Raw genomic sequence first — 23781 nt, 5'->3', positions numbered from 1 at the left:
CGCATCGAAATGAAAGCTGCATAACATAGTAAACAGATCGGCGCTGCTTTGTTGATTAACCAACAGGGAAGCGTCATTTTACTGATTGAGGCGATACAGATGTGTTTGTATCATATTCATAAGGATGTTGGTTAGTCAACATTTGTTCATTTATAAGATTGGATAACAAATGAGGAGGAAATATAATGAGACTGGAAAATAAAGTAGCTGTTATTACAGGTGCCGCTTCGGGAATGGGTAAAGCTTCCGCAATTCTGTTCGCCAAAGAAGGTGCCAAAGTGGTCGTATCCGATCTTCGTCAGGATACCGCCCAGCTAACCGTGGACGAGATTGAAGCAGCCGGAGGTACAGCGATTGCGCTTGCGGTAGATGTTACCCGGGAAGAAGATATCCAGCATATGATCGATACGGCAATCAGCACATACGGAACGGTTGATATCCTGGTGAATAACGCAGGCATTATGGATAATTTTGTACCTGCAGAAGATCTGACCGATGAATTGTGGTCGCGCATCTTCGATATCAATACGACCAGCGTTATGCGTGCCACCCGCAAAGTACTGCCTATTTTCAAGGCAAAAGGCAGTGGCGTAATTATCAATATCGCTTCCAACGGCGGACTGAATGGTTCCCGTGCAGGCGCAGCTTATACCGCTTCCAAGCACGCGGTTGTCGGATTCACACGCAATGTGGGCTTCCAGTATGCGACGCTTGGTATTCGCTGCAATGCGATTGCTCCAGGAGCCGTGAAGACAAACATCAATACGAGTATCACTGCACCGAATCCATTCGGCCAGCAGCAGGCTATGCTGGGCATGGGGTTGAATCCCAAAATAGGCGAGCCCGAAGAAGTCGCGGCAGCAGCTTTATTCCTTGCTTCGGATGAAGCGAGCTTTATTAACGGTACGGTACTCGTAGCCGATGGTGGCTGGAGCGCCTACTGATCATCCGTCTGTGCTTATACGTATAGAAAATGCACCAGAACGGACGCTGCATCACCTGAAGAGCACCAAAAACCCCCTTTACATACCATACAGACTGGATTTACTCTTCCATTTCAGGCGTGTTAAGATGAACGCATAAGCGACGTTTTATAATATGCTGTATCTCGCTGTCTGGTAGTTGTATAGTAATCGAAATGGAAAAGGGAGGTTCTCTTATGCTGCTCTGGAACGGCAAGCTTGTTAATGAAGAAGATGTACATGTATCCTATCATGATCGTGGTTATTATTTTGGGGACGGAATCTATGAAGTATTCCGTATTTACCAGGGACATTTGTTTGAAAAAGAAGCTCATCTGGATCGTCTGTATAACAGTCTCGCCGAGATCAAAATCCAGATTCCGTGGAGTCGGGAAGAGCTGTCTGCCCAGCTGAATCAGCTCCTGGATACATTTGGTGAACAGAATGGGATGTTATATCTGCAGTTGACCCGCGGCGAAGCCAAAAGAGCCCATACTTTTCCTACCAGCAGTACAGCAGTAATGCTGGGTTACTGTGAGCCGCTCGCTCGTCCGGTCGATGCGATTGAGAACGGTATTGCTACGATTACCTGTGAAGATATCCGCTGGCTGCGCTGCAATATTAAATCACTGAATTTACTGCCGAATACACTGGCCAAGCAGGAAGCTGCCGAAGCCGGAGCGACTGAAGCTATCCTGATTCGTGCGGACAATACGGTTACCGAAGGAAGCTCATCCAATCTGTTGATCGTCAAGGATGGCACGATCTATACGCATCCCGATGGTCCACTGATCCTTAGTGGTATTACCAAAAAAGTCATTGAACGTATCGCATCCGAATTGCAGATTCCTTATGTGGAGCGTAGATTCACCCGTGAGGAATTGATGGTCGCTGATGAAGCAATGATTACCAGCACCACGATGGAAGCAGCACCAGTCATCACGATCGATGGTCAGCCGGTAGGCACAGGTACACCGGGTCCGGTTACCCGTCGTCTGCAGGAAGCCTATCTGCAGCAGGTACATGCTTTGTTAGCCGGTGCCAGCCCAGCTTCATAAGATGAATCAACGGATAAGGAATAGGGAGATCTGATATCGTCTCTGCTATTTTGATCATTGCTGTGCAGTAAGGCGAATAATCAAACCATACAACCAATCCTAATTATTTATAGTGAAAACGGTCAGCGATACTGCTGATCGTTTTTTTTGTCTGTATCCTATTTTCTAATTCTTGATATTCAATGTTAAATATCTGTTTTCCTGATAGTTGCTTGTACATTCGGCTTGAGTGTATTTCTTTTGTTCAACCTTATCTGTAGATACTTCAACTTGGTAGTCGCAGCAAGAGACGATCTGTAGATTATTCAGCTTTTTTTACAGATTGTTCATTTAGCGTACTCTTCCTGCATATTAAGATAAGAACATGATAACGAATGATCAACCAGGCCAGTGACTGGAAGAACAGAGGAGGTTCCGCTGTGGAGATTACGTATAAAAAAGGAGAAGTTGTACAAGCGAAAAAGCGGAAGATTCATGCAGACGGAATCAAATTACTGTTAATGACATTACCGTTCATTATTTTTGTAATCGCTTTCAGTTATGTGCCTTTGTTTGGTTGGGTATATGCCTTTTTTGATTACCGGCCGGGTATTCCACTGAGTCAGACTGCTTTTGTCGGGATAGAGCACTTCCGGGAGATGCTCCATGACCGGGATATGCTCCGGGTCATGATCAATACGCTGGCACTCAGTCTGCTGTCGATCCTCGCGGCTCCGCTGCCGCTGGTCCTGGCAATCATGATCTCGGAAGTGAAGAGTGGGTTTTTCAAACGTCTAATTCAGACGACTACCACATTGCCCAACTATATCAGCTGGATTATCGTGTTCTCATTGGCATTCAGCATGTTCAGCTCGGAGGGAGCGATCAATACGATTATTGCGCGATTGGGATTGAGTGATACACCGCTCAATGTGCTAGGCAATCCCGATCATGTATGGCTCGTACAGACCCTGCTGCTGATCTGGAAAACGATTGGCTGGAACGCCATTATCTATCTGGCAGCGATCGTCGGCATAGACGGCGAACAGTACGACGCAGCCAAGATCGATGGAGCAGGTCGGTTCCACAGCATTGTGCATATTACGATACCCAATATCATGCCTACCTTTATCGTGCTGCTGCTGCTGGCAGTGAGCAACCTGTTGTCCGCCGGATTTGAACAGTATCTGGTGTTCAACAATATTATGGTTGCCGACAAAATTGAAGTTCTGGATCTGTATGTATATCGCCTGGGACTCGTAACCAACGATTATCCATATTCAACAGCAGTTGGTATGTTCAAGTCGGTAATCAGCATTATCCTGCTGTTCATGATTAACAGCCTGTCCAAAAAAGTCAGAGGCGAAAGTATTATCTAACAGCAAGTGTGATACGCTGAAAGTTCTGAACACATAATGATAGGAGCAAGTAATAGTGAATCTGCCAATGCATATGAATTGAGCTGGTATTATTCATCTTATTAATACCATATTTATACTTGTTACCATGGGTAACCGTAGGTATGGAATTACAGCCGGAAGGAAGGAATACGTATGGAAAAGATAGCCGGGGTGCGTACCCGTAAACCGATCAATTGGTCGGATATGACCTTCAGTGTGGTCAATTATACGCTGTTGACGATTTTGCTGATTATCACGATTTATCCGTTTTATTATATTTTCATCTATTCGATCAGTGATTCATTTCAGGCACAGAGCGGTGTGTTTCTATGGCCTGCCGGATTCTCTTTGGAGAGCTACCGGGCGACTCTGCAGCTGAATGGATTGCAGGAAGCAGCAGTCGTTTCTGTGCTAAGAACGATTGTCGGTACGATTCTAACCGTGCTCTGCTGCTCCTTTTTTGCCTATCTGATCACCAAGCGGGAGATGCCCCTGCGCAAGCTGATCTATCGTTTTGTACTGATTACGATGTACTTTAACGCTGGTTTTATTCCATGGTATTTGACGATGAAGGCGTATGGTCTGCAAAATAACTTCCTGTTATATGTGCTGCCTACCGCACTCAGCGGATTCAATATTATTCTGATCAAGACGTTTATCGAGCAACTGCCACCTGCGCTGGAAGAATCCGCGAAGATTGACGGAGCAGGATATTTTACTATCTTTACCCGGGTGATTTTCCCTTTGTCTACGCCGATTATCGCTACGATCGCGGTATTCGCTGCTTTGGGACAATGGAATACCTGGTTTGATAATTTCTTTCTGGTGGAAAATCCGAATCTGCAGACACTTCAGCTGGTACTGTACAACTTCCTCAACCAATCCAACAGCATCTCCAGCATGAGTGCTGCCGAAATGACCAACTCGGCGGAAGTGCGGACTATGACACCACAGTCAATCCAGATGACGATCACCATGCTGGTTACTCTGCCAATCGTAGTAGTCTATCCAATGCTGCAGCGCTTTTTTGTCAAAGGTATTATGATGGGTGCGGTCAAAGGTTGAGGCTGGCATATATTTATCCAGACAGGTAAGATAACAATATCAGGGGGTTGGGTTATGAGAAGAAAAGGTAAGGGCAGAGCAGCGGCAGCATTGTTACTTTCATTTATGGTAACGCTTACAGCTTGTTCAGGTGGCGCAGAGAAGACAACTGGTAATGCCAGTCAGGCTGGTACAGCAGACAAGAACGGGATTGTAACCCTGCGTGTACTTGTCAACGAGACCGGTACAAACTGGAATACGTATCCCGACAGCGATATTGCCAAAGAAATCGAGAAAAAAGTCGGTGTGAAAATTGAATACGTCGAAGCCGATGCCAACAAAATGAATGTGCTGCTCGCTGGTGGCGATCTGCCGGATATCGTGCGTGCCGATCCGACTCAGTACGGCAAACAGCTAATTGACGGCAAACTGATTATTCCGATGGATGATCTGCTGGGCAAATACGGCAAGGATATTCAAGAAAGTATCCCGACCGTTGTGGATTATAGCCGGGATAACTGGAGCGAAGGACAGAAAAAGCTCTATTTTCTGCCACCACAAATTCAGGCGGACCCAAGTCCCATCTATCCCAATCTGACGATTGGACCGACTATGCGCTGGGATTATTACAAGGAAGCAGGCACGCCGCCTATCAAGAGTACCGATGATCTGCTGAATGTACTCCAGCAAATCTCCGCCAAGCATCCGACCACCGAAGAAGGCAAAAAAATCTATGGTTTATCAATGTGGCAGGACTGGGGATTATGGCCTTACATTATTCCATTTACATGGATTACCCAGCAGAGTGCTATCGGCAGCTCGGATCTGTTCGCCAAGCCGCTCGGTGAGCATCGTCTGATCAATGTACTGACCGACGAGAATTCCAACTACTGGGTAGCGATGGACTTTTATAACAAAGCCTATCGGATGGGTCTGCTGGACCCGGATGCTCTGACAATGAAAAATAATGATTATATGGCCAAGGCAACAGCCGGGCAGTTCATTCTCGGACCGGCTACCTGGGCAATGGGTGATTATAACGCCAAGTATGCCAAGGACGGCAAAGGATTCATGGTATTGCCGGTAGGCAAGCAGGCTTGGAGTGGCGGAGTTCGTCCCGTAGGCTGGGCCGACAAAAGCTATGCCATTTCCAAAAGCTCCAAATATCCCGAAAAAGCAATGGAATTCCTGAACTATATTCACTCCTACGAGGGTGCCCGAACCCTCTACAGTGGAATCGAAGGTACACACTGGAAAATGGAAAAAGGTAAACCCCAGTTGACCAAAAAAACCATCGATATGAAAGTCAATGGCGGTGATGCATGGGAACGTACCGGAATCGCGCTTGATCAGAATCTGATCGGTCTCGGTGGCAGCGTGATCGATCCCAAAACCAAGACGCCAGTTAACCTGTTCTCCACCGAAGAAGCGATGGCAGCAAGTTCCACTGCATTGGAAAAAGACTTTAGCAAGCACTATGGGTCTTCTTATCCGGGAGAAGTCGTCTCCAAAATGGTGCAGGAAGGCAAGCTTCAGGACGAGAATACCCCACTGCAAAATATGACTGCCGAAGAAATTGTACAGGAGAATACAGTGGTGCTGCCTGTACTGAACGATGATCTGCTCAAGCTGGAGACCCAGTTAAAAGAACTGGCAGCACGTACCGCAGCAACGATGATCCTCTCCAAGTCGGATGAAGATTTTGCCGCAAACAAGCAGGATGCTATTGCAGCGTTTAAGGCAGCAGGTGCAGATCAGCTTACTCAATTCTTGACGACAGAATATAGCAAAGCGCTCCAAACAGCCGGTGTAAAACAGTGATCAGCCAGCATAATACAGTTCGATGGTCTTAATATCGACTTTTATTATGCGATACAAAATAGGGTGCAAATAAAACAGATTGATCAAAGACAGTATCTCTAAAAAACACGAAAAGACCGGTACCCTGTAAAGGTACCGGTCTTTTGGATTGCGCTGGCTCGTTATTAGCGGCTGAGCGATTATACAGAGCAGAACCTCCCAGCATAACGGTCATATAAATACTGCTGGCTGTAGAGTCTGCAGATAATTCGAAATCTATATCAGCGACGGCTTGATCCTCTGGATGTGAACAGGGTTTTGTGACTGGTGCGTGTACCAGAAGTGCGTGCTGCAGGAACTGTGGCAGCAGGTACAGGAAATGCTTCTTTAAAAGAACCAGTGCAGCTGTTGCAGATTCGTCCCTGGCGAATCGGTTGACGGCAGCATTCACAAGGGAAGGTAAGCTTGGGATACGTAAAGGAAAACTTGCCTTCTTTGATAAATTGATACAGCTCTGTAATCTCCACATTAGCAGCCTGGCTGAGTTCTTCGGTTGTGCTATTTGGGTATCTCCAGAGATGATCCATACAGCGTTTCATTGTCGAATCCAGTTCGTTACTGCATCCGTTACACATTTTACGAAAGTTCTTTTGATATACCGTGCCACAACGAGGGCAGTAATCTACCATTAAAGTCATACGGATCACCTCTTTCTATTCGTCATTATATTAAAATTAATTGGATAATTAGTAGTTAAGTAGGTCTATGTGTTCATAGGTCTATAATACTATCTAAGTAGGGATATAGCAACATAAATTATGTGTAAAGACTCATGCATTTTAGTTCCATAGACTTATATAACTATATTTACCAATTTGACATGACAATGGTATATATACATTGGAGCATTCTCGAGAATATCCAGAAAAAAAGTAAGCAAGTGTATTTCCATCTCATTCTTAATATACACAATTATGCAAAAACGAATCAGGTATTAATTTCCAGATTCGATTTTTCAAAGACATATCAAAAAACAGACGTACCTCGGCAGTAAGCCATGTACGTCTGTTTTTGTGATTTTGGATAAAAGTATTTGTACGCTTCGAACTTCTTGCTGTCTCCAAAAATCAAGAAGGAAATCGGTAGATGACAGGGATCATTTCTGTACTAAGCAATTGCTTATCAAATAGCGGTGCAGATTTCGATAAAATGTCCATCGGGATCTGTCACATAAGCGACCGTCTGTCCCCATGGCTTGGTCATGGGCTCACGAATAACAGGAACCTGCTGACTGCGCAGCTCTTCAATTACGGCAGACACATCATCTACGACAAATCCGACTTCAAATGAACTGGCAGCAGGCACGTCTGTTGTTAGTCCCAGATCAAGCAGCTCGTTGACAGATTCGCGCGTATTGATGGACAGTGTAGTCGCTCCTGTATCAAACTCCACATACGTACCTGCTTCCATTTTGATAGGAAGTCCGAGAATATCCCTGTAAAAGCGCATCGATTGCTCAAAATCATTCACATACAAAATCACATATTTCATCGCAAGTTTCATTGTCCTGTCTCCTCTGTAATCATAATCGGCGCCGGGCATTGTCTGTACTCTGTATCAGCAATGCGGCAGGCACTCTTTCCTTTATTTTATCTGTATGTACACTTGATAGATTGTAAAAAACGGTCAATTTTCTACTTCCCAGCATGAATTTACGAGCCAATCGACTTGAACCGCTCCCTATTATTCAACTTTGGCAGAAAAAGCTTACAAATCATCTGCCGATTGCCTGATCTGACCGGGTGTCAAACCATAATATTGGCTGAACGCCCGATTCAGATGGGACTGATCGTAATACCCATGAGCCGCAGCCAGATCGCTGAATCGTAGTCTCGTTACCGTATCGGCAGAAGCGGGCTGCCGTTGCCAACTATGCAGCAGGGATTGGAAGCGAATAATACCGGCAATTTCTTTTGGCGATATTCCCAGTTCCTGATCAAACAACCGGCGTAGGGTACGTTCGCTGTAATGCAGTTCTGCAGCAATTCCCGGGAGTGTGATATTGCCATTCCGATAATGGATATAATGCAGTGCCGCACTGAACAGGGAAGAAGGAATCATAGATTGCTGTTTAAGCCTTTGGCATAGCCAACTGTCAAGTAGCGAGAGGCGTATGCTCATCTGATCAGCACAGAGCAAGGATTCAATCAGATCATTCGCTGCCAAGCCATACAAATCCTGCATTGTTACTTCGTTACCATATAGCAAACCAGCCGGGAATCCAAAGATTCGTGCAGCTTCTCCTGCGTATATTCGTACGCCCAGACAATGCATTGGGTGATCAATCTGCATTACTTCATGTCTGCACATCAGTTCGGATATCCAATGACTGCCTGTCAATTGTTCGGCAGTCAAATCAAAGATTATATCTATACAGCCATCGGGAATGATGCGATGTTCCTGAGGAACAGCACCAGGAGCAGCATATGAGCACCAATAGCAGGCGACGACTTGACGCAGCATGGGAGCCGGGAGATATTCCTCATAGGTATACCCCTGATGCAGCAGTGCACGCTGGATCTCGGGAGGCTGAAGCGGTTGGAAAAAAGTCATCAATTATCCGGCTCCTTTCTCTATTGGAATGGTATATCACCTACATATATGGGCTGTTTGTTACCAGTATAAGTGCAGCAGCGCCTGAGAAAAGCAACTTTTCCGTAGTTCTCTAGGACGTACATTATGCTCAATGATTTTCCAGTACATCCAGTATACTCTCCTCTGCTTAAATAACACTTCCTTTTTCGTCCAGGAGAATTAGTTGATAAAATAAACATTTTGTTATTATCATATTGATATTAACAAAAGTTCGTGTTATTCTAAATCCAACAACTTATTATCATAATGTTAATAACAATAGAGGGGGAGTATGTATAATGTTCGGATTACGATTTGCGAAGTTTCAGCCCAGTGACTATGTGATGAAGATAAAGAACGGCAAAATTGTTAAAGAAGGCGTGGGATTATCCTTTTACTATTATGAGCCGACAACATCGGTAGTAGTAGCTCCTGTATCTTCGATTGATGTGCCATTCATGTTCGAAGAGATCACCCATGATTATCAAATGGTAACTGTACAAGGTCAGTTAACCTACCGAATTACGGATTACCGGCAGACGACCCGGATTCTGAACTATACGTATAATCTCAAAAAGAACAAGTATATCTCTGATGATCCGGGCAAACTCTCCCAGCGTGTTATCCATATTGTCAAAGTCCTGATGAAAAAGCGGATCGAGCAGATGCCGCTGCGGGAAGCGATCCAGTCCAGTGAATATCTGGTTCAGAATATTACCAAAGAGATGCAGGCCAGTGAAGAGCTGCAAAAGCTCGGGATAGAGATTATGGGCCTGTCTGTGCTCGCCATTTTGCCCAACAAAGAGACAATGCGAGCCTTGGAAGCACGGACGAGGGAGCAGATTCTGCGCGATGCCGACGATGCCCTGTATGAACGGCGCAATGCCTCGATTGAGCAGGAGCGTCGGGTACGGGAGAATGAACTAAGTACAGAGATCGCTGTAGAGACCAAGAAACGTCAGATTCGCGAGACCCAGCTGGAGGCCGAACGGTCGGTAAAAAGTAAGCAAAACGAAATGGAGCAGGAGCAGTTGCAGTTTAATACCGGCCTGGAAGAACAGAAGCAGACGCTGATCGAACTGAGTATTGCCAATGACAAGGCTCAGGCGGATGCACGGGCGTACGAATTGTCTGCAGTCATGAAGTCGCTCGAAGATGTACAGCCAAGCGTACTGCAGGCGATGGCCAATATGGGCATGAAGCCGGATCAGCTGATTGCGGTCGCTTTCCAGGGATTGGCAGAGAATGCCAGCCGGATTGGGCAGCTTAATATCACACCGGATCTGCTGCAGGGACTGATGGGTGATGCGGGCAGCCATTCTATAAATGCTAACGCAGAACGGGGAGGTCGGACGAGATGAATCAGCGAATGACGGAGAACAAGATTGTTCTTGTACAGCGACGTACCCGGCTGCAGGAGCTTATCGTTCGCTACAATACCATTCAGCAGGCACAGTTCTATATCGAGCGGATGGGAGCGGATTTTGACGATTATGTGCAGGAAGATCGAAGATATCATCAGGCACTGGATGCGGCACTGGCAGAGCTGCAGCCGCTTGGCCGGGTGCAGCGCCTGGACCGTGAGCACGTACCTAGCTTTATTTTTGGACCGGAAGATGTGGTGGTAGTACTGGGACAGGACGGACTGGTCGCCAATACGATGAAGTATGTGACCGATCAGCCGCTGATCGGTGTGAATCCGGACCCTCAGCGCTGGGATGGTGTGCTGCTGCCTTTTACCGCCAGAGATCTGGGGACAATCGTACCTGAGGTATTTCGGCGTCAGCGGCAGGTCAAGAAAGTACGGCTGGCGAGAGCCGAGCTGAATGACGGACAATCGCTTACTGGTGTTAATGATCTGTTTATCGGTCGGCGCACCCATGTCTCGGCACGATATGAGATTACTATAGGTGAACGCCGCGAGCAGCAGTCATCCAGCGGCATTATCGTCTCGACGGGAATGGGTTCAACCGGCTGGTTCAAAAGCGTAATGGCAGGAGCAGCAGGTATTATGAAAGCTGCCAGTCAGCAGGAGATGCAGATGAATAGTTACGATTCTACTTCGTTTTCCTGGGATGCACCTTACCTCTATTACAGTGTGCGCGAACCTTTTCCGAGCCGGACGACAGCTGCTGAACTGATTTTTGGAAAGATTGATGGCCAGCAGCCGCTGAAGATTGTATCGCAAATGCCGGAGAACGGAGTTATTTTTAGCGATGGGGTAGAGAGTGACTATCTGGAGTTCAATTCGGGGATTGAAGCGACGATCAGCGTAGCACAGCAAAAAGCGCATCTTGTAATCTGATGCGCTTTTTGCTGTGTCTGTATATGCCGGTTAGTGGCTTGTTCATCATCTTATTTGATCCGAACAATCTGTGTATCTTCATATGTGGATGTGCCAAGCGGCTTGACAACCACTTCGAGAGAATCGGGTTCATCCAGCAGATTGCTATAGTACACATGCTCGAATGTATAAGGGTCGTGACTGACGATCCGGCTGCCCAGCGGCTGTAAAGTAATGGACTGGCCATCTTTTTCGGAGATGACTCCTCTTGGACTAAGCCATATCTCGTCCCTTTTGGCCTGTTCTGCAGGTGTATCTTTGTCGGCAGTAAAGCAGACACGCATCTCCAGCGGAGACAGCTCTACACGGGATAAAACGACCCTATGATTGTTCCACTGTATGACCTGATTGGGATAAATAATCTCGGTCTCCTGGGTACGGAACTGGGGAGCCAGCGAGAAGTGAACGAGCAGTGTAGGTGAATAGCGGATACGTCCCGGCTCGGAGGCCGAATCGGGTGTGATGGACATGATCCGAAATTGGGCAGCGATTTCCCGTGGAAAGTTCTGACGATGATCCAGACGCATCGTTGCTGTACCAAAATACTGCTGACGGTTCTCGTTACCGTTCGTGCCGTTCATGCGCACACGGGATGCATTTACTGGCTTGCCTGTAGCAATATTGAGCAGTTTGACGCTGCTTACACGGGGAATCTGGCGGCTGTCATTCGTTTCTGCGGTATACAGCAGAATTAGCCGGTTCTCATCAGCAGTTACTGCATTGACTGTCAGTTTGTAGCCTTGCTGCTCGGCGGTTTTGTTTACCATTTGAATATAGTTATGCTCCACGGCAGAGACGAGACTCTGATTATGCACATCATCCGATTGATAAGCACGGAATGGCTCCAGTTCTCCCCAGCTGGCTGCATAGGTATTCAGATCAGGTACCGGTCTTAGCCAGGTAGTTATCAGCAGGATCATCATAACAATAGTCGTCGCTATAATAACGACCAGCAGTCTGGCATCCCACCATTTTCTTCGTTCAGGAGGATCAGCTGCTTTGCTCTGCTGTAAAGGGATAGAGTCGGATACAGGTACCGACGGATGAACAGAAGGCTGTGTTATAGGCATGCGATCGGTCTCCGCCGGCAATATTCTTTTGTCATGATCGGTCATGCGGACAGTCCTCCTGTTCGTTGGTAGTTGTCTGCTATGCAGGATAAAGCAGAACCGTCTGTTATTGATTTCATTCTAATTTTACCTCGTTCTGCATACATAGTTCCAGCTATTTCTGGTAATGTTATGCCAATTTCATGTCGTTCATTATGTAAAAGCGCCCTAACTGCTGCAGGTACACAGAAGATAGGACGCAAGAGAACCGTAAAAGGTTACATTATACTTTAAATTCGTTGATTTGAGATTGGAGATGCTCGGCGGTGTTGGCGAGTGAAGCGGAAGAAGTGGTGATCTCTTCCATCGAAGCCAGTTGTTCTTCGGTAGCTGCCGATACGTTCATCGTACCGGAAGCTGTCTCTTCGGTAATCTGGGTGATCTCTTTGGAGAAACGTACGATCTCTTCGGTGCTGGCAGACATTTGTTCGGCACCTGCAGAGACATCTTCAATATCGCCTGCTACCTGATTAACAGCTGCCAGAATATCCTGGAAAGCATTACCGGCGAGGGAAACAGATTGAATACCTTTGCGTACTTCCTGGCTGTTTACATCCACCGCCTGAATAGCACGATAGGTTTCTCTCTGGATCGTACTTACCAGCTCGGTAATCTGACGAGCAGATTCAGCGGATTGCTCAGCCAGTTTGCGCACTTCATCGGCTACTACAGCGAATCCACGACCGGCATCACCGGCACGCGCAGCTTCGATAGCGGCGTTCAGAGCAAGCAGATTGGTCTGGGAAGAAATACCGGTAATTACATCCGTAATATTACCAATGGTCTGGGAGCGCTCACCCAGTTCTTGAACGACATGCGCCAGGGAAGTCATGGAATTCTGGATCGAATCCATCTGGGCTACAGCATCACGGATAGCTGCATCGCCATCTGCCGATTTGGAAGCTGCTTCGGCTGCAGATGTGGACACGGTCTGTGCACGGATAGCAATCTGTTCTACACCGATAGACATTTCCTGCATCGCCTGAGCGGATTTGGCGGTCAGATCGACCTGACGTGTTGTACCCTCGGCCACTTCCTGTGTTGTCTCGGCAATCTGACGGGATGCCTGAGTATTCTGTTCACTGCTGGCAGTCAGCTGTTCGGATGAAGCAGCAATCATCTCGGAAGTCGAAGCCACCGATTCGATCAGATTGCGCAGATTCTGCGACATTTTATTAAAGGAATCAGCCAGCAGACCAATCTCATCACGATTGCGGATATCAATAGGTTCGCCGGACAGGTCACCACTGGCAATATGCTCGGCAGCACCTTGCAGTGCTTTGACCGGCCGGGAGATCAGACGTGCGATAAAGATAGCAATGGCAAGTGCCAGTATTACCGATACAATAGTCAGAATAAAGATATTGCGAGAAGTCGATGTGGACAAATCTACAGCATCATTAGTCAGCAGTGACGATTGCTCATTCTCCAGTGCAATCAGTTGGCCAATCGCATCATTGGCTGCATACCAGATCGGATAAGCCTGCTTGTGCAGATCCAGAGAAGCCTGGGTCTGGTTGGCATTACCGGCTTCAATCAATTGCGGCAGCAGGGCAATGTATTTATCATAATTAGAAGTAAATTGCATAAACATCTGTTTTTCCTGATCGGTCTGGATCAATTTTTCATATTCGGTACGTTCTTTGGCAATTTTGTCGAGCAAAGCGGTATAGGACTCATTGAGGCTTTTCAGCTGGGAAGGGTCTGTTTCGAACAAGATATTCAGCACCAGACGTTCCACGTCGGATACATCGCCATTCATGGTGCCGAGCAGGGTTACACTTGGCATCGATTTGGTATTTATCTGTTTGAGCTGGGTACCCAGTTTATTAATTCCCATTGTAGAGATTAATCCCGTAAGGGCAAGAAGTAAAACAACTACGATAAAACCGGTTAAAAGCTTTGTTTGAATATTAAACCTCATAAATTCACGCTCCAGCTGCAAAATATAATGTTGAGTACGTTAGTCATGTATATATATCGTCCTGTTCCCCTAAAAATTTATATATAAAATCGGAATTCAGTAAGCTATTAAAAAAATAACCAAAAGTATTCAGAAAAGGGTATATAGCAGTTCAGTTAGAAAACTGTAAAGTATACATAAATATAATTTATTTATATACATATATCCTTTATATTGAACTTCAATACAGTAAGCGTTATCATCAGGAGAAGAAAGCAGTCATTAATCATCCAACGAAATGGAGTGTATACATATGCAGCATCATCAATGGGCACCTTATCCGCCACTGGGCTGGAACAGCTGGGATTGTTATGGAGCCGCTGTTCGCGAAGAGGAAATTCGAGGAAATGCCGAATATATGGCAGAGCATTTGCAGGCATTTGGCTGGGAGTATGTAGTGGTGGATATTCAGTGGTATGAACCGGGAGCAGTATCTTCTGCGTACCGCTCTTTTGTCCCTTTGGAAATGGATGAATACTCAAGACTGATTCCGGCTGTTAACCGTTTCCCTTCTGCAACAGATGGACAAGGATTCAAGCCGCTGGCAGACTATGTACATAGCCTGGGACTGCGATTTGGTATTCATATTATGCGAGGGATACCGAGACAGGCTGTACATCAGGATACACCGATCAAAGGAACTTCCGTAATAGCACGCCAGATTGCACACTCTAATTCGATTTGCCCGTGGAACACGGATATGTACGGAGTGGATGCTTCGCAGGAAGGTGCCCAGGAGTATTATGATTCGCTATTTGAGCTGTATGCGCAGTGGGGTGTTGATTTTGTCAAAGTGGATGATATCGCTGCTTCCCGTCTGTATGATACTCATTTGGCAGAGATCGAATTGATTCGCCAGGCGATTGATCGCTGCGGCCGTCCGATGGTGCTCAGTCTGTCTCCGGGTCCGGCACCGCTGGAATATCATGAGGAGCTGGCAGCAAATGCGAATATGTGGCGGGTGACCGATGATTTCTGGGATATCTGGCCGTTGCTGCATGCCATGTTCGAACGCTGTGAGAAATGGGCACCGTATGTAGCGGAAGGACAATGGCCAGATTGTGATATGCTGCCTCTTGGTCATATCGGGATTCGCTCGGTGGATGGAGGCGGAAGTGATCGCTGGACACGATTTACCCGTGATGAGCAGCTGACGATGATGACGCTGTGGTCGATTTTCCGTTCTCCACTGATGTTTGGTGGGGAACTGCGGGATAATGATGCATGGACACTGTCTCTGCTTACTAATGATGAAGTGCTGGAGGCCAACCGCAGCAGTCGTAATGCCCGTCAGGTTTTCCGGGATGAGCAGGATCGGATTGTATGGACTGCAGAGCAGGAGGGCAGCGAGGACCGTTATGTAGCACTATTTAATGCAGGCGATGAAGAGGCGCTGGTGCGTGTGACAATGGATCAGCTGAATATCCAGGGAGCGGTGCAGCTGCGCAATCTGTGGGAACGTTCAGATGCCGGTGTCGTGCAGGGAGAGATTGAAGTGAAGCTGGCACCGCATGCGGCAGTCTTTTACCGATTGAGCCAGGTATAAGCCTGTCAGGTAAGCATGGATAAGGATTAGAGTCTGACTGTAAAATATGCTATGATTCATGGATGTGTGCAGCATAGAGACAGGAGGATAACAATGGCTTATCAGATTAGACTGGAGACCGATGATGATTTTCAGGATGCGATGGAGCAGCAGTCGGTTCTACGCATTTTTCGCGGGGATGATTTGATAGAATCTTCGGTGAAGATTGTACGTTTTGATGAGAACCGGATTGTGGTTCAGGCGGATATTAGTGATATGAAGTATTATGATAGATCAGAATGCGAGTTTTTTGAGCAGCGCAAGCGGCGATAACAGAATGAGTAAATATGGATGGCTTAGTCAGGGATCGTACGATAATAATATGTATAACAAAAAGAGCGGTACCCTCACGGGGAACCGCTCTTTTTGTTAGGGGCAGGGTGATTGAGACATTAGATGAATGGTATTATAGGACTCAGTTATATGACAAGCTTCTGTATTTATCAGGCAAGGAATAAGTCAGTATTCATTTCAGAAAAGAATAAGAGCATATTCTCCGATCAAGCCTAAAGATCCTGGGATTAGATATTATAAATGGGGATCATGAAGATTAAATCCAAAGATGTAGCATTCTGCTTCTAGATCTTAGCGGAGCTTTAATGTATGCTTTTGCCCATCTGCTAATGCAATTTGCAAAGTATCGGGTTGTGATAGTAGGTCACTTCCAAATTCATATTCTATTTCGAAACTGCCATCATCTGCTGTGCCTCCTGAATTTCCGCCGGAACGATTGTCTAGAGGCGTGCGTTTTCCACCTTTTTGAGCTAATAAATAAAGGTTGGGGAAAACCGGGTAAGGATCCGATTTAGCAGCTACAGGATCAAGCACTATTTTAATCTTGGTAGATAATGGTGATAATTCTACTTTGGTTACTTTTAAGGTGCCTTTACTCCATTTATAAACTACATCCTTCGGATAATATATTTTGGGTTCTTGAAGACTGAATTGTGGAGCCAAATCAAAAGGGATCTTGAATATAGGCGTGATGTTAATGTCACTTTTTTTAAGTTCCAGATTATGATGATTTAAAAAGTCTATTTTTGTGGTTCGAAGCTGAAAACGTCCAATCATTTTGTGAGGAAAAGCTTGTCCTTCTTCTAGTCGAATCATACCCATTCCTTTATATAGTCTGGGATTTTCCGGAAAAGCGCCTCCCCATATGCTACTGCCTTCACTAATTACATGACGATCATCCGGACTGATAAACCGGGATATACTGGGAGCCATAACAGTTAAATTTTCCTGACTCTCAATAGTGAAGAAATAGATGATTTTCTGGCGATCCGCGGTTAAGGCATGCAGCGTAAACGTAAGTCCATTCTGTGTAACCGATGTGTTCGTTCGCTGAATATAGTTATTTTTAATAGCTGAATTGAGTGAATCATAGATATTCATATGACTGGATAACTCCCGGAAAGGTTCCAGATCTCCCCAGTTATCATTCGCTTGTTGCTCTTCTTCCGACAGAGCTGCGGTCTTAAACAATGGACTCCACTGATTGACTCCCGCCAGAAGAAAAGCAATGACCATTACAGCTGCAGCTGTACTCATCACTACACGCGACGAGCGTCTCTTTAAGACGCTTCCTAACGTATGCGTGCGTCTTGCAGGCTGCTGCATTCCTGCACGAATCGCCCGGATCTGCTCGAAGTCACCTGCAGGAGGCTGTTCAGTGCGCAGCTGCTCTGCATCCTGCTTCAACATCTGTTCCACATCATGTTTCATTATACCAATCCTCCTGTTTGTCCATATGCTTGCGCAGCTGCTTGAGTGCCTGGTGCTGCCAGGTTTTGATCGTGCCTTCCGGTTTGTCCAGGATGCGGGCGATCTCGGGGACGGTCATGTCATTGTAATAACGAAGCAGCAGGATATGACGGTATTTGGGCTTGATCTTCTCCAGCATCGACAGCATCTGCATGCGCCGGTGATCCAGCTGCACAGACGGTTCAGGCATCTGCTCGGGTATAGGAGAGATGCGTTTGCGGCGGCGCTGTTCGTCAATACATATGTAGATCAGAATACGAATTATCCATGGTTTGAAAGCTGCCGGATTTTTGAGTGTTTTACGCTTTTTCCATGCCCGGAAAGTTGCTTCCTGGATGGCTTCCAGCGCGTCCTCCTTATTGCGTAGATAGCTATAGGCAATCTGGTAGAGCTGGTTTCGGTGAGACAGCACCGTCTGGTAGAATCGTTCTTCTTCGCAGGCATAATCTGCATCTACCGACAAAGTATGCAGCTCGGTGTCTGCTTTGGATACAGTCACGATGGTTCCCCCTTTTGGATATCTATACAGTATAGACGAAGCAGACAGGTCATAACGTTTTGATAAAATGACATTTATTACATGGGCAAATACAGAAATAGGATTATAATGAATATAGTTCCTGAGAACTAGAATACATGTTAAGGAGAAAAATGTATTGAAAAGATGGACAGCATGTATCATTATACTGGCTCTGCTGCTAAGTGGATGCGGAGTACACAATTTTACCCGCCAGTCGGTTCCTAACTTCAAAGGGGACCCATCGCGCGATTACGCCAAGGTGATCCGCGAAGCGGACACGATTGTATTAAAGACAGATCGGGATGGAAGCTTTATTTACAGGGTATACGTAAATGATGAGCCTGTCGCACGAATGGATATGGTTCTATTGAAAAGGTCGGGAGACCGGTTCACCCTGTCAGATGCGAATGGAAAAAAGTTGCTTGTCGAAAAGCATCTTCGCCGTGGTACGCTGGGTCTTGCCCGTCTGGGTACAATGAAAGATGGCAGCGGGGCGACGGTCGGTTATATGAAGGAGCAGCTAAGAGGACCTTTGATTAAGTCGGGATATTCATTCCAGCTGCTGGATCGCAACAAGCAAAAGATCGGCAGTACCTCCCTCATTCGCATGCCCTTTAACACAAATATCGAATTCATGAATACTCGGCATGAGCAGGAGTACAGTATTACCAAACAGTCGGGAATGAATAATACATATACGATCAAGAAATTAAGCAAGCACCCGGCGATCAATCCATTGCAGGTCATTATGATGATCTGTGTGCAGGAAAAGATTCATGTACAGGACAAGGAAGAAAATTGGAAAAAGAAAAACCAGCGTGAAGAATACGAGCGCAAAAAAGAGGAGCGACGACAGGCAAAAGTGAACAAACAAGAAAGAAAAGCAGAGAAGAAAAAGAAAAAACGAAGCAGTTCTCATTATTAAAAGGCTGGTCTTGGATAATCAGCGATATAATAATCTTACGATCTCGACTATTCAATGTTATTCTGGTAACCACCTATTCAAACAGCAAAATTCGATCAGCATGCATAAGAGTCTATAAAAAGAAAAAAGGCTTCTATCCGATTAGGGTGGAAGCCTTTTACATGGTTAGACCGATGATTATACCTAATAACTACTCATCTATTCTTGTCTGCAGCTCACTAGAAAATAGATGGTTCGATAATGAGGTAATAGTCACAAACTAACCATAGCAAATACTCAATCTATAATGCTGCTGAATCAACTATCCATTGATCCGTAGCTAATGTTCGTGTTACTTCCTGTCCAATCAGGCTGTGGTATGTGCAGCCGACAGGGTGTTACGCTGGATCGCACTCCAATTGTTCTTGATCCATGCCAGAGCCAGTGTACCTTCACCCGCATGAATACCTGCCACCGGGATAAAGGAAGCAATCTCAATCTGCAAACGCGGTGCCAGATGCGCAATCTCTTCTTTGAGCTTAAAAGCACCTTCCAGATTGTTGGCGTGCATAATGCATACATCGCGAATATGCTCCACATCTTTTTTCAGGATATCAAGCAGACGCAGCTTGGCTTTTTTCATCGTACGGATCTTGTCTTCCACAATGACTTTACCTTCTTCAAAGCGCAGCAGCAGATGAATCGACAGCAATTGGCTGATCATCAGCTGGGTGCCAGATACACGGCCACTGCGATGAAGCTGGCTCAGACTGGCCGGAATCATGTAAAAGGACATTTCCTGAATCATACCGTCGATCTGTTCCTTGATCTCGGCTGCTGTCATGCCCTGTTGCTGCATCTCGATGCCCTGCATAACCATCTCGCGCAGTGGGAATGCACCGACTTTAGAGTCGATACCGATGACACGCACTTCGGCCATCTCGGCAGCCTGCAGGGAGGAGTTGTAGGTTCCACTTAGTTCGGATGAGCAGTGAATAGCAATAATATCATCGTATTGATCCTTGAGTTGTTCATATAATTCTATAAATTCTCCGATCGGCGGCTGAGAGCTACCTACACGGTCATGGATACGCATCTTCTCGTAAAATTGTTCAGCGGTAATATCGATGTTCTCACGATATACTTCATCACCTGCAATCAGGCAAAGCGGAACGATATAAATATGATTCTCGCTTGCAAATACAGGATCGATCATTGCGGTGCTGTCGGTTACCCAGGCGATTGTTCTCATAATAAATCACTACTTTCTCATAGAAGATTCAACAATTCCCTGAAAACCAGCTTAGCTAGCCGCTATTTCCAAAGATTGTGAGCATATGCTTTGCAATAATTAAATGTGCAATATTGCAAAAAATACATATGTAGTGCAAAACCTTGTGATATAGTTATTATAACCACATGTGATGTTGATTACAAACTTGATGCAAGCAGATTAGAATGATATCAAGTTACTGCAAGGCAGTATATCCGTTATAATAGAAAGAAAATAGCAGCGCTATAACAAAAGACACGTTATACGCTTAATTCGTGGCAATCAGGTGAACAGGGTCGTATACATAATGAATCTATATCCTGAATATTCCTACGAGGAGGAGAATCCAATGAAACGACCGACGATGCACTACCCCCTTCTGGATGAATTGAAGGAATGGGGCGAAGCCAAGATTAATTACCGGTTTCCCCGCTGGGAGCAGCTGCCCCAGATTGAACTGTATATGGATCAGATGGTCGCGCTGCTGGAAGGGCAGTTTCGCCAGTTCCCCGGAGATACGGGCAGCAAGCTGATTACTCCATCAATGATTAATAATTATGTCAAACAAAAAGTCATTCCGCCTACTGTGAAAAAGCGCTATTCGCGCACGCATATCGCTTATCTGATCATGATCTGCAATCTCAAACCAGTCCTGCCGATTGCCACCATACAGGCGATGATTGAAGGACAGCTGGAGGTTCGTACACTCGGCGAAATCTACAATCATTTCTGTGATGAACAGGAAGATGCATCCAGCTATACGATGGAGCTGGCCCGCGAGGAAGGCCGTGCGCTGCGCGATAACGCCGGTTCCCAGCAGGAGATGCTGTCCAGCTTCTCACTCAAAATGGCAACCCTCGCCAATGCAGGCAAGATTCTGGCAGAGAAGATTACTGGACTTGAAATGAATGAACAGGCTGAGAAAGAAGTAAATAAACCATAAATAGCGAGTCTGCTGTGCATGCAGCAAATACTACCTTGGGACATCCGTAAACAGGATGTCTTTTTGGTTTAATCGATGCCAGAGTGCAACATTGACTGCTTTATCATCGTTTACTTAATATGGTAATTAACCAAAAGTAAGGAGAGTGATGCTGATGATGTATATAAATAATCGTTTTGTTCCCAAAGAAGATGTATTGATTATAGATGGTGAAGATATTATTTTGCGGGAGTTCAGAGCTGGGGATCTGGATGCCCTGCATACACTGACATGGCAGCACGAAATCTATGGCTATCTTCCCGGCTGGAACGTTCCCAAAGAAGTACGGGCAGATTGGCTGGTCCACTATGAGATTCCCGAGAATCGACAGTTTCTCAATGCAGTGCTAAGCGGTGAAGATGTACAGGATCTATACTTGCGTCTAGCGATTTTCTCCAAAAATACAGGTGAGCTAATCGGCTGGTGCTGTACAGGGATCAAGAGTGAACTGCCTTCACCAAACCGGGAGATTGTATATGCCATTTCCAGAGATTACAGAGGTAGAGGATATGCAAAACAGGCTGTGCAGGGCATGATTATGTATTTATTTGCAAATACCACTATCCCGCTGCTCAATGCGGTAGCACTGACCGAGAATATCGTATCCTGCCAGGTCATCCAAAAATCCGGATTCACCTTGCGGAATATCATCCACATCGAAGGCGAAGAATATCAGCACTATGTACTGGATCGTCAATCCTGGGCAGAGCATATTGGACAGCGACACTGAGAAAAGCAGTCTATGTAGATTCTATACCTTCTATAAAAGGTTAATAATGGAAAGTTAATATAATTCACATTATTAACTAATTTACTAATAGGAGGTATTCAATTGCATATGAACACCAAATGGATAGCTGCAAGTATGGCATCACTGGGACTGGGATTGATAAGTGTGACAGGAACGATATCCGCAGCCGATATTGTGAACTACCAGGCGTCTACCAATTACAGTTCCACCCAGGGTGCCAATCATTGGCAATATGAGAAAGCATCAGGAACCACATACAGCAAGCTTACATATCAGGCGGCGAGCAATCGCTGGGATAACGGTGGCACCTATCCATGGGTATCGGCGAATGCACAGCATCCGGGTAACGATGCCGATGCTGTCCGTACCTGGATTGCACCAGCGAACGGAACGATCACCATCACCGGAGCTATAGAAAAAGGAAGTGCCGATGGAGATGGTATTCTCGCGAGTATCCGCAAAGACAATACAACTCTCTGGAGCCAAAAAGTCCAGTCTACAGCAGGCGTAACACCGACCGGTGTAAGCCAGATTGCTGTCCAAAAAGGAACAGCGATTCACTTTGTGGTTAACAAAGTCGGCTCGATCAGCTTTGACCATACGCTCTGGAATCCGACGATAGCGTTTACCGAGGCAGCAGATGTACCAGATGATCGGAGTCTGTCGATTGTACAATTTGGCGCTGTAGCCAATGATGGCAAAGACGATTATGCTGCTGTTAATGCGGCTATCGCAGCTGCACGCACACAGGGCAAAGACGTATATGTACCAGCTGGTACTTTCCAGCTGAGTGATATCGTAACAGTTAACGGTGTTACGCTAAAGGGTGCAAGCAAGGAAAAATCCATCCTGCTATCGACCAATCCCGAGCGCGGTTCGATAGATCTCACAGGAAGCAATCCAGCGATCCGCAACCTGAAGCATGAGTATCAAAGTGTAGTCCCTCGTGGAAACGGCGCCAATGATAAAAACAGCATCACCGTCAAGAATGCAACCCATTTTACGGTCGATAATATAGTAGTGAACAAAGCCAGTACCGCCGGTATTTATGTGAGCGGATCTGCCGGAGGAACAATTACCAATAACACTGTACAAAATACGAATGCCGATGGTATCCATACGACAGGCGGCAGTCATAATGTAACTGTAGAACAAAATATTGTTCAGAATGTAGGCGATGATACGATTGCTGTAGTCAGCTACGGCGATGATCTGGATGCAGCAGGCAATCCGGAAGCTACGTATGATGTTCGTATTTTGAATAATCAGGTTAGTGATGGTAAAGCACGGGGCATTTCTGTAGTGGGTGGTCATGATGTGCGTATCGAGGCTAATACTATTCAGCGTACGCAATTGGCCGGTATATATATCGCTACAGAAGGCAGCTATAACACTCAATCGGTAAATCATGTAACCGTTAATCGAAATACAGTAGACAGTACAGCTCTATTTTTAGAAAAAGAGCATACCGATATGCTGGTATATGCTGGGTCTGCGCCCATAGACAATATTATTTTTAATGATAATACCAGTCGTAATGCGAGCAGATATGCCGTAGGAGTATGGGGGTCCGGAGGAATGGGGACTGTGAAATTTAATAATACGACAGTTATTAACGCTCCCAATAATAATGCTAATAAATACCGTTTCGCCAGTGGCTTAGTATATTGGAATGACGAGCAAAAATTTCCTGAATAACTTCTCAAGGA

At 45.8% G+C, this 23781-nt stretch carries 21 protein-coding genes; 13 read left to right on the top strand and 8 right to left on the bottom strand.

Translation table 11 applies throughout. From position 1 onward, the window contains the following. Positions 1 to 182: 182 nt before the first annotated feature. From WH46_RS10260 to WH46_RS10240, 5 genes are all read left to right on the top strand, one after another. Positions 183 to 944: an SDR family oxidoreductase gene (locus WH46_RS10260; RefSeq protein ID WP_197088279.1), complete on the top strand. Its 762-nt coding sequence runs from the start codon at positions 183 to 185 to the stop codon at positions 942 to 944. Positions 945 to 1159: 215 nt separating this feature from the next. Further along, positions 1160 to 2020: a D-amino-acid transaminase gene (dat, locus tag WH46_RS10255; protein WP_046226636.1), complete on the top strand. Its 861-nt coding sequence runs from the start codon at positions 1160 to 1162 to the stop codon at positions 2018 to 2020. A gap of 419 nt (positions 2021 to 2439) precedes the next feature. Continuing rightward, a complete protein-coding gene (locus WH46_RS10250) occupies positions 2440 to 3378 on the top strand; it encodes an ABC transporter permease subunit (RefSeq protein ID WP_017813000.1) in 939 nt (312 codons plus the stop codon). Between the two features lie 174 nt (positions 3379 to 3552). Then, complete coding sequence (locus tag WH46_RS10245) at positions 3553 to 4464, top strand: carbohydrate ABC transporter permease (RefSeq protein ID WP_046226635.1); 912 nt, start codon at positions 3553 to 3555, stop codon at positions 4462 to 4464. Positions 4465 to 4518: 54 nt separating this feature from the next. Beyond that, entirely contained in the window at positions 4519 to 6264 is a 1746-nt protein-coding gene (locus tag WH46_RS10240) for an extracellular solute-binding protein (RefSeq protein ID WP_046226634.1), read from the top strand. A gap of 260 nt (positions 6265 to 6524) precedes the next feature. Here the strand turns inward: WH46_RS10240 and WH46_RS23360 are convergent, their stop codons facing one another. The 3 genes from WH46_RS23360 to WH46_RS10225 all read right to left on the bottom strand — a co-directional run bounded on the left by WH46_RS23360 (position 6525) and on the right by WH46_RS10225 (position 8856). Continuing rightward, positions 6525 to 6941, bottom strand: a complete 417-nt coding sequence (locus WH46_RS23360) for a flagellar protein (RefSeq protein WP_152425868.1) — start codon at positions 6939 to 6941, stop codon at positions 6525 to 6527. Positions 6942 to 7425: 484 nt separating this feature from the next. Continuing rightward, positions 7426 to 7806, bottom strand: coding sequence for a VOC family protein (locus tag WH46_RS10230; protein WP_046226633.1), 381 nt, complete (start codon positions 7804 to 7806; stop codon positions 7426 to 7428). A gap of 204 nt (positions 7807 to 8010) precedes the next feature. Then, the gene (locus WH46_RS10225; RefSeq protein ID WP_046226632.1) at positions 8011 to 8856 is read right to left on the bottom strand and encodes a helix-turn-helix transcriptional regulator; all 846 of its coding nucleotides are present in this window, start codon (positions 8854 to 8856) and stop codon (positions 8011 to 8013) included. Positions 8857 to 9176: 320 nt separating this feature from the next. Here WH46_RS10225 and WH46_RS10220 point away from each other — a divergent pair, with 320 nt between their 5' ends. Next, entirely contained in the window at positions 9177 to 10238 is a 1062-nt protein-coding gene (locus WH46_RS10220) for an SPFH domain-containing protein (protein WP_046226631.1), read from the top strand. Beyond that, entirely contained in the window at positions 10235 to 11182 is a 948-nt protein-coding gene (locus WH46_RS10215; RefSeq protein WP_046226630.1) for a diacylglycerol kinase catalytic domain-containing protein, read from the top strand. The genes WH46_RS10220 and WH46_RS10215 overlap by 4 nt, the downstream gene beginning before the upstream one ends. A 50-nt stretch (positions 11183 to 11232) precedes the next feature. Here the strand turns inward: WH46_RS10215 and WH46_RS10210 are convergent, their stop codons facing one another. Together WH46_RS10210 and WH46_RS10205 are read right to left on the bottom strand one after the other, a co-directional pair. Next, entirely contained in the window at positions 11233 to 12336 is a 1104-nt protein-coding gene (locus WH46_RS10210; RefSeq protein WP_046226629.1) for a DUF4179 domain-containing protein, read from the bottom strand. A gap of 217 nt (positions 12337 to 12553) precedes the next feature. Next, entirely contained in the window at positions 12554 to 14254 is a 1701-nt protein-coding gene (locus WH46_RS10205) for a methyl-accepting chemotaxis protein (protein ID WP_046226628.1), read from the bottom strand. Positions 14255 to 14546: 292 nt separating this feature from the next. On the opposite strand from WH46_RS10205, the gene WH46_RS10200 reads away from it, so the two are divergent. Continuing rightward, positions 14547 to 15839, top strand: coding sequence for a glycoside hydrolase family 27 protein (locus WH46_RS10200; protein ID WP_046226627.1), 1293 nt, complete (start codon positions 14547 to 14549; stop codon positions 15837 to 15839). A gap of 93 nt (positions 15840 to 15932) precedes the next feature. Beyond that, the gene (locus WH46_RS10195) at positions 15933 to 16151 is read left to right on the top strand and encodes a hypothetical protein (RefSeq protein ID WP_017813011.1); all 219 of its coding nucleotides are present in this window, start codon (positions 15933 to 15935) and stop codon (positions 16149 to 16151) included. A 312-nt stretch (positions 16152 to 16463) separates the two neighbouring features. On the opposite strand, the gene WH46_RS10190 is transcribed toward WH46_RS10195, so the two are convergent. Both WH46_RS10190 and WH46_RS10185 read right to left on the bottom strand, forming a co-directional pair. Next, positions 16464 to 17603, bottom strand: a complete 1140-nt coding sequence (locus tag WH46_RS10190) for a DUF4179 domain-containing protein (protein WP_046226626.1) — start codon at positions 17601 to 17603, stop codon at positions 16464 to 16466. Beyond that, positions 17593 to 18141 (bottom strand): sigma-70 family RNA polymerase sigma factor, encoded by a 549-nt coding sequence (locus WH46_RS10185; protein ID WP_082208370.1) that lies wholly within the window; start codon positions 18139 to 18141, stop codon positions 17593 to 17595. The genes WH46_RS10190 and WH46_RS10185 overlap by 11 nt, the downstream gene beginning before the upstream one ends. Positions 18142 to 18298: 157 nt before the next feature. Here WH46_RS10185 and WH46_RS10180 point away from each other — a divergent pair, with 157 nt between their 5' ends. Continuing rightward, positions 18299 to 19087 (top strand): hypothetical protein, encoded by a 789-nt coding sequence (locus tag WH46_RS10180; RefSeq protein WP_046226625.1) that lies wholly within the window; start codon positions 18299 to 18301, stop codon positions 19085 to 19087. Positions 19088 to 19433: 346 nt separating this feature from the next. Here the strand turns inward: WH46_RS10180 and WH46_RS10175 are convergent, their stop codons facing one another. After that, positions 19434 to 20318 carry a DegV family protein gene (locus WH46_RS10175; RefSeq protein WP_017813015.1) on the bottom strand — a complete coding sequence of 295 codons (885 nt, stop codon included), beginning with the start codon at positions 20316 to 20318 and terminating at the stop codon, positions 19434 to 19436. Positions 20319 to 20688: 370 nt separating this feature from the next. Between WH46_RS10175 and WH46_RS10170 the strand changes: the two genes are divergently transcribed. The 3 genes from WH46_RS10170 to WH46_RS23825 all read left to right on the top strand — a co-directional run bounded on the left by WH46_RS10170 (position 20689) and on the right by WH46_RS23825 (position 23770). Next, complete coding sequence (locus tag WH46_RS10170; protein WP_052714190.1) at positions 20689 to 21282, top strand: DUF1836 domain-containing protein; 594 nt, start codon at positions 20689 to 20691, stop codon at positions 21280 to 21282. A gap of 154 nt (positions 21283 to 21436) precedes the next feature. Continuing rightward, on the top strand, positions 21437 to 22051 hold the full coding sequence (locus tag WH46_RS10165) for a GNAT family N-acetyltransferase (RefSeq protein ID WP_046226624.1): 615 nt from the start codon (positions 21437 to 21439) through the stop codon (positions 22049 to 22051). A gap of 108 nt (positions 22052 to 22159) precedes the next feature. After that, the gene (locus WH46_RS23825; RefSeq protein WP_046227201.1) at positions 22160 to 23770 is read left to right on the top strand and encodes a right-handed parallel beta-helix repeat-containing protein; all 1611 of its coding nucleotides are present in this window, start codon (positions 22160 to 22162) and stop codon (positions 23768 to 23770) included. The last annotated feature ends 11 nt before the right edge of the window (positions 23771 to 23781 follow it).

This window comes from Paenibacillus dauci (genome assembly GCF_000971985.1).
GTDB classification, from domain to species: domain Bacteria; phylum Bacillota; class Bacilli; order Paenibacillales; family Paenibacillaceae; genus Saccharibacillus; species Saccharibacillus dauci.
Note: the sequence above shows the minus strand (reverse complement) of the source record. Positions and strands in the feature narration are given on the sequence as shown.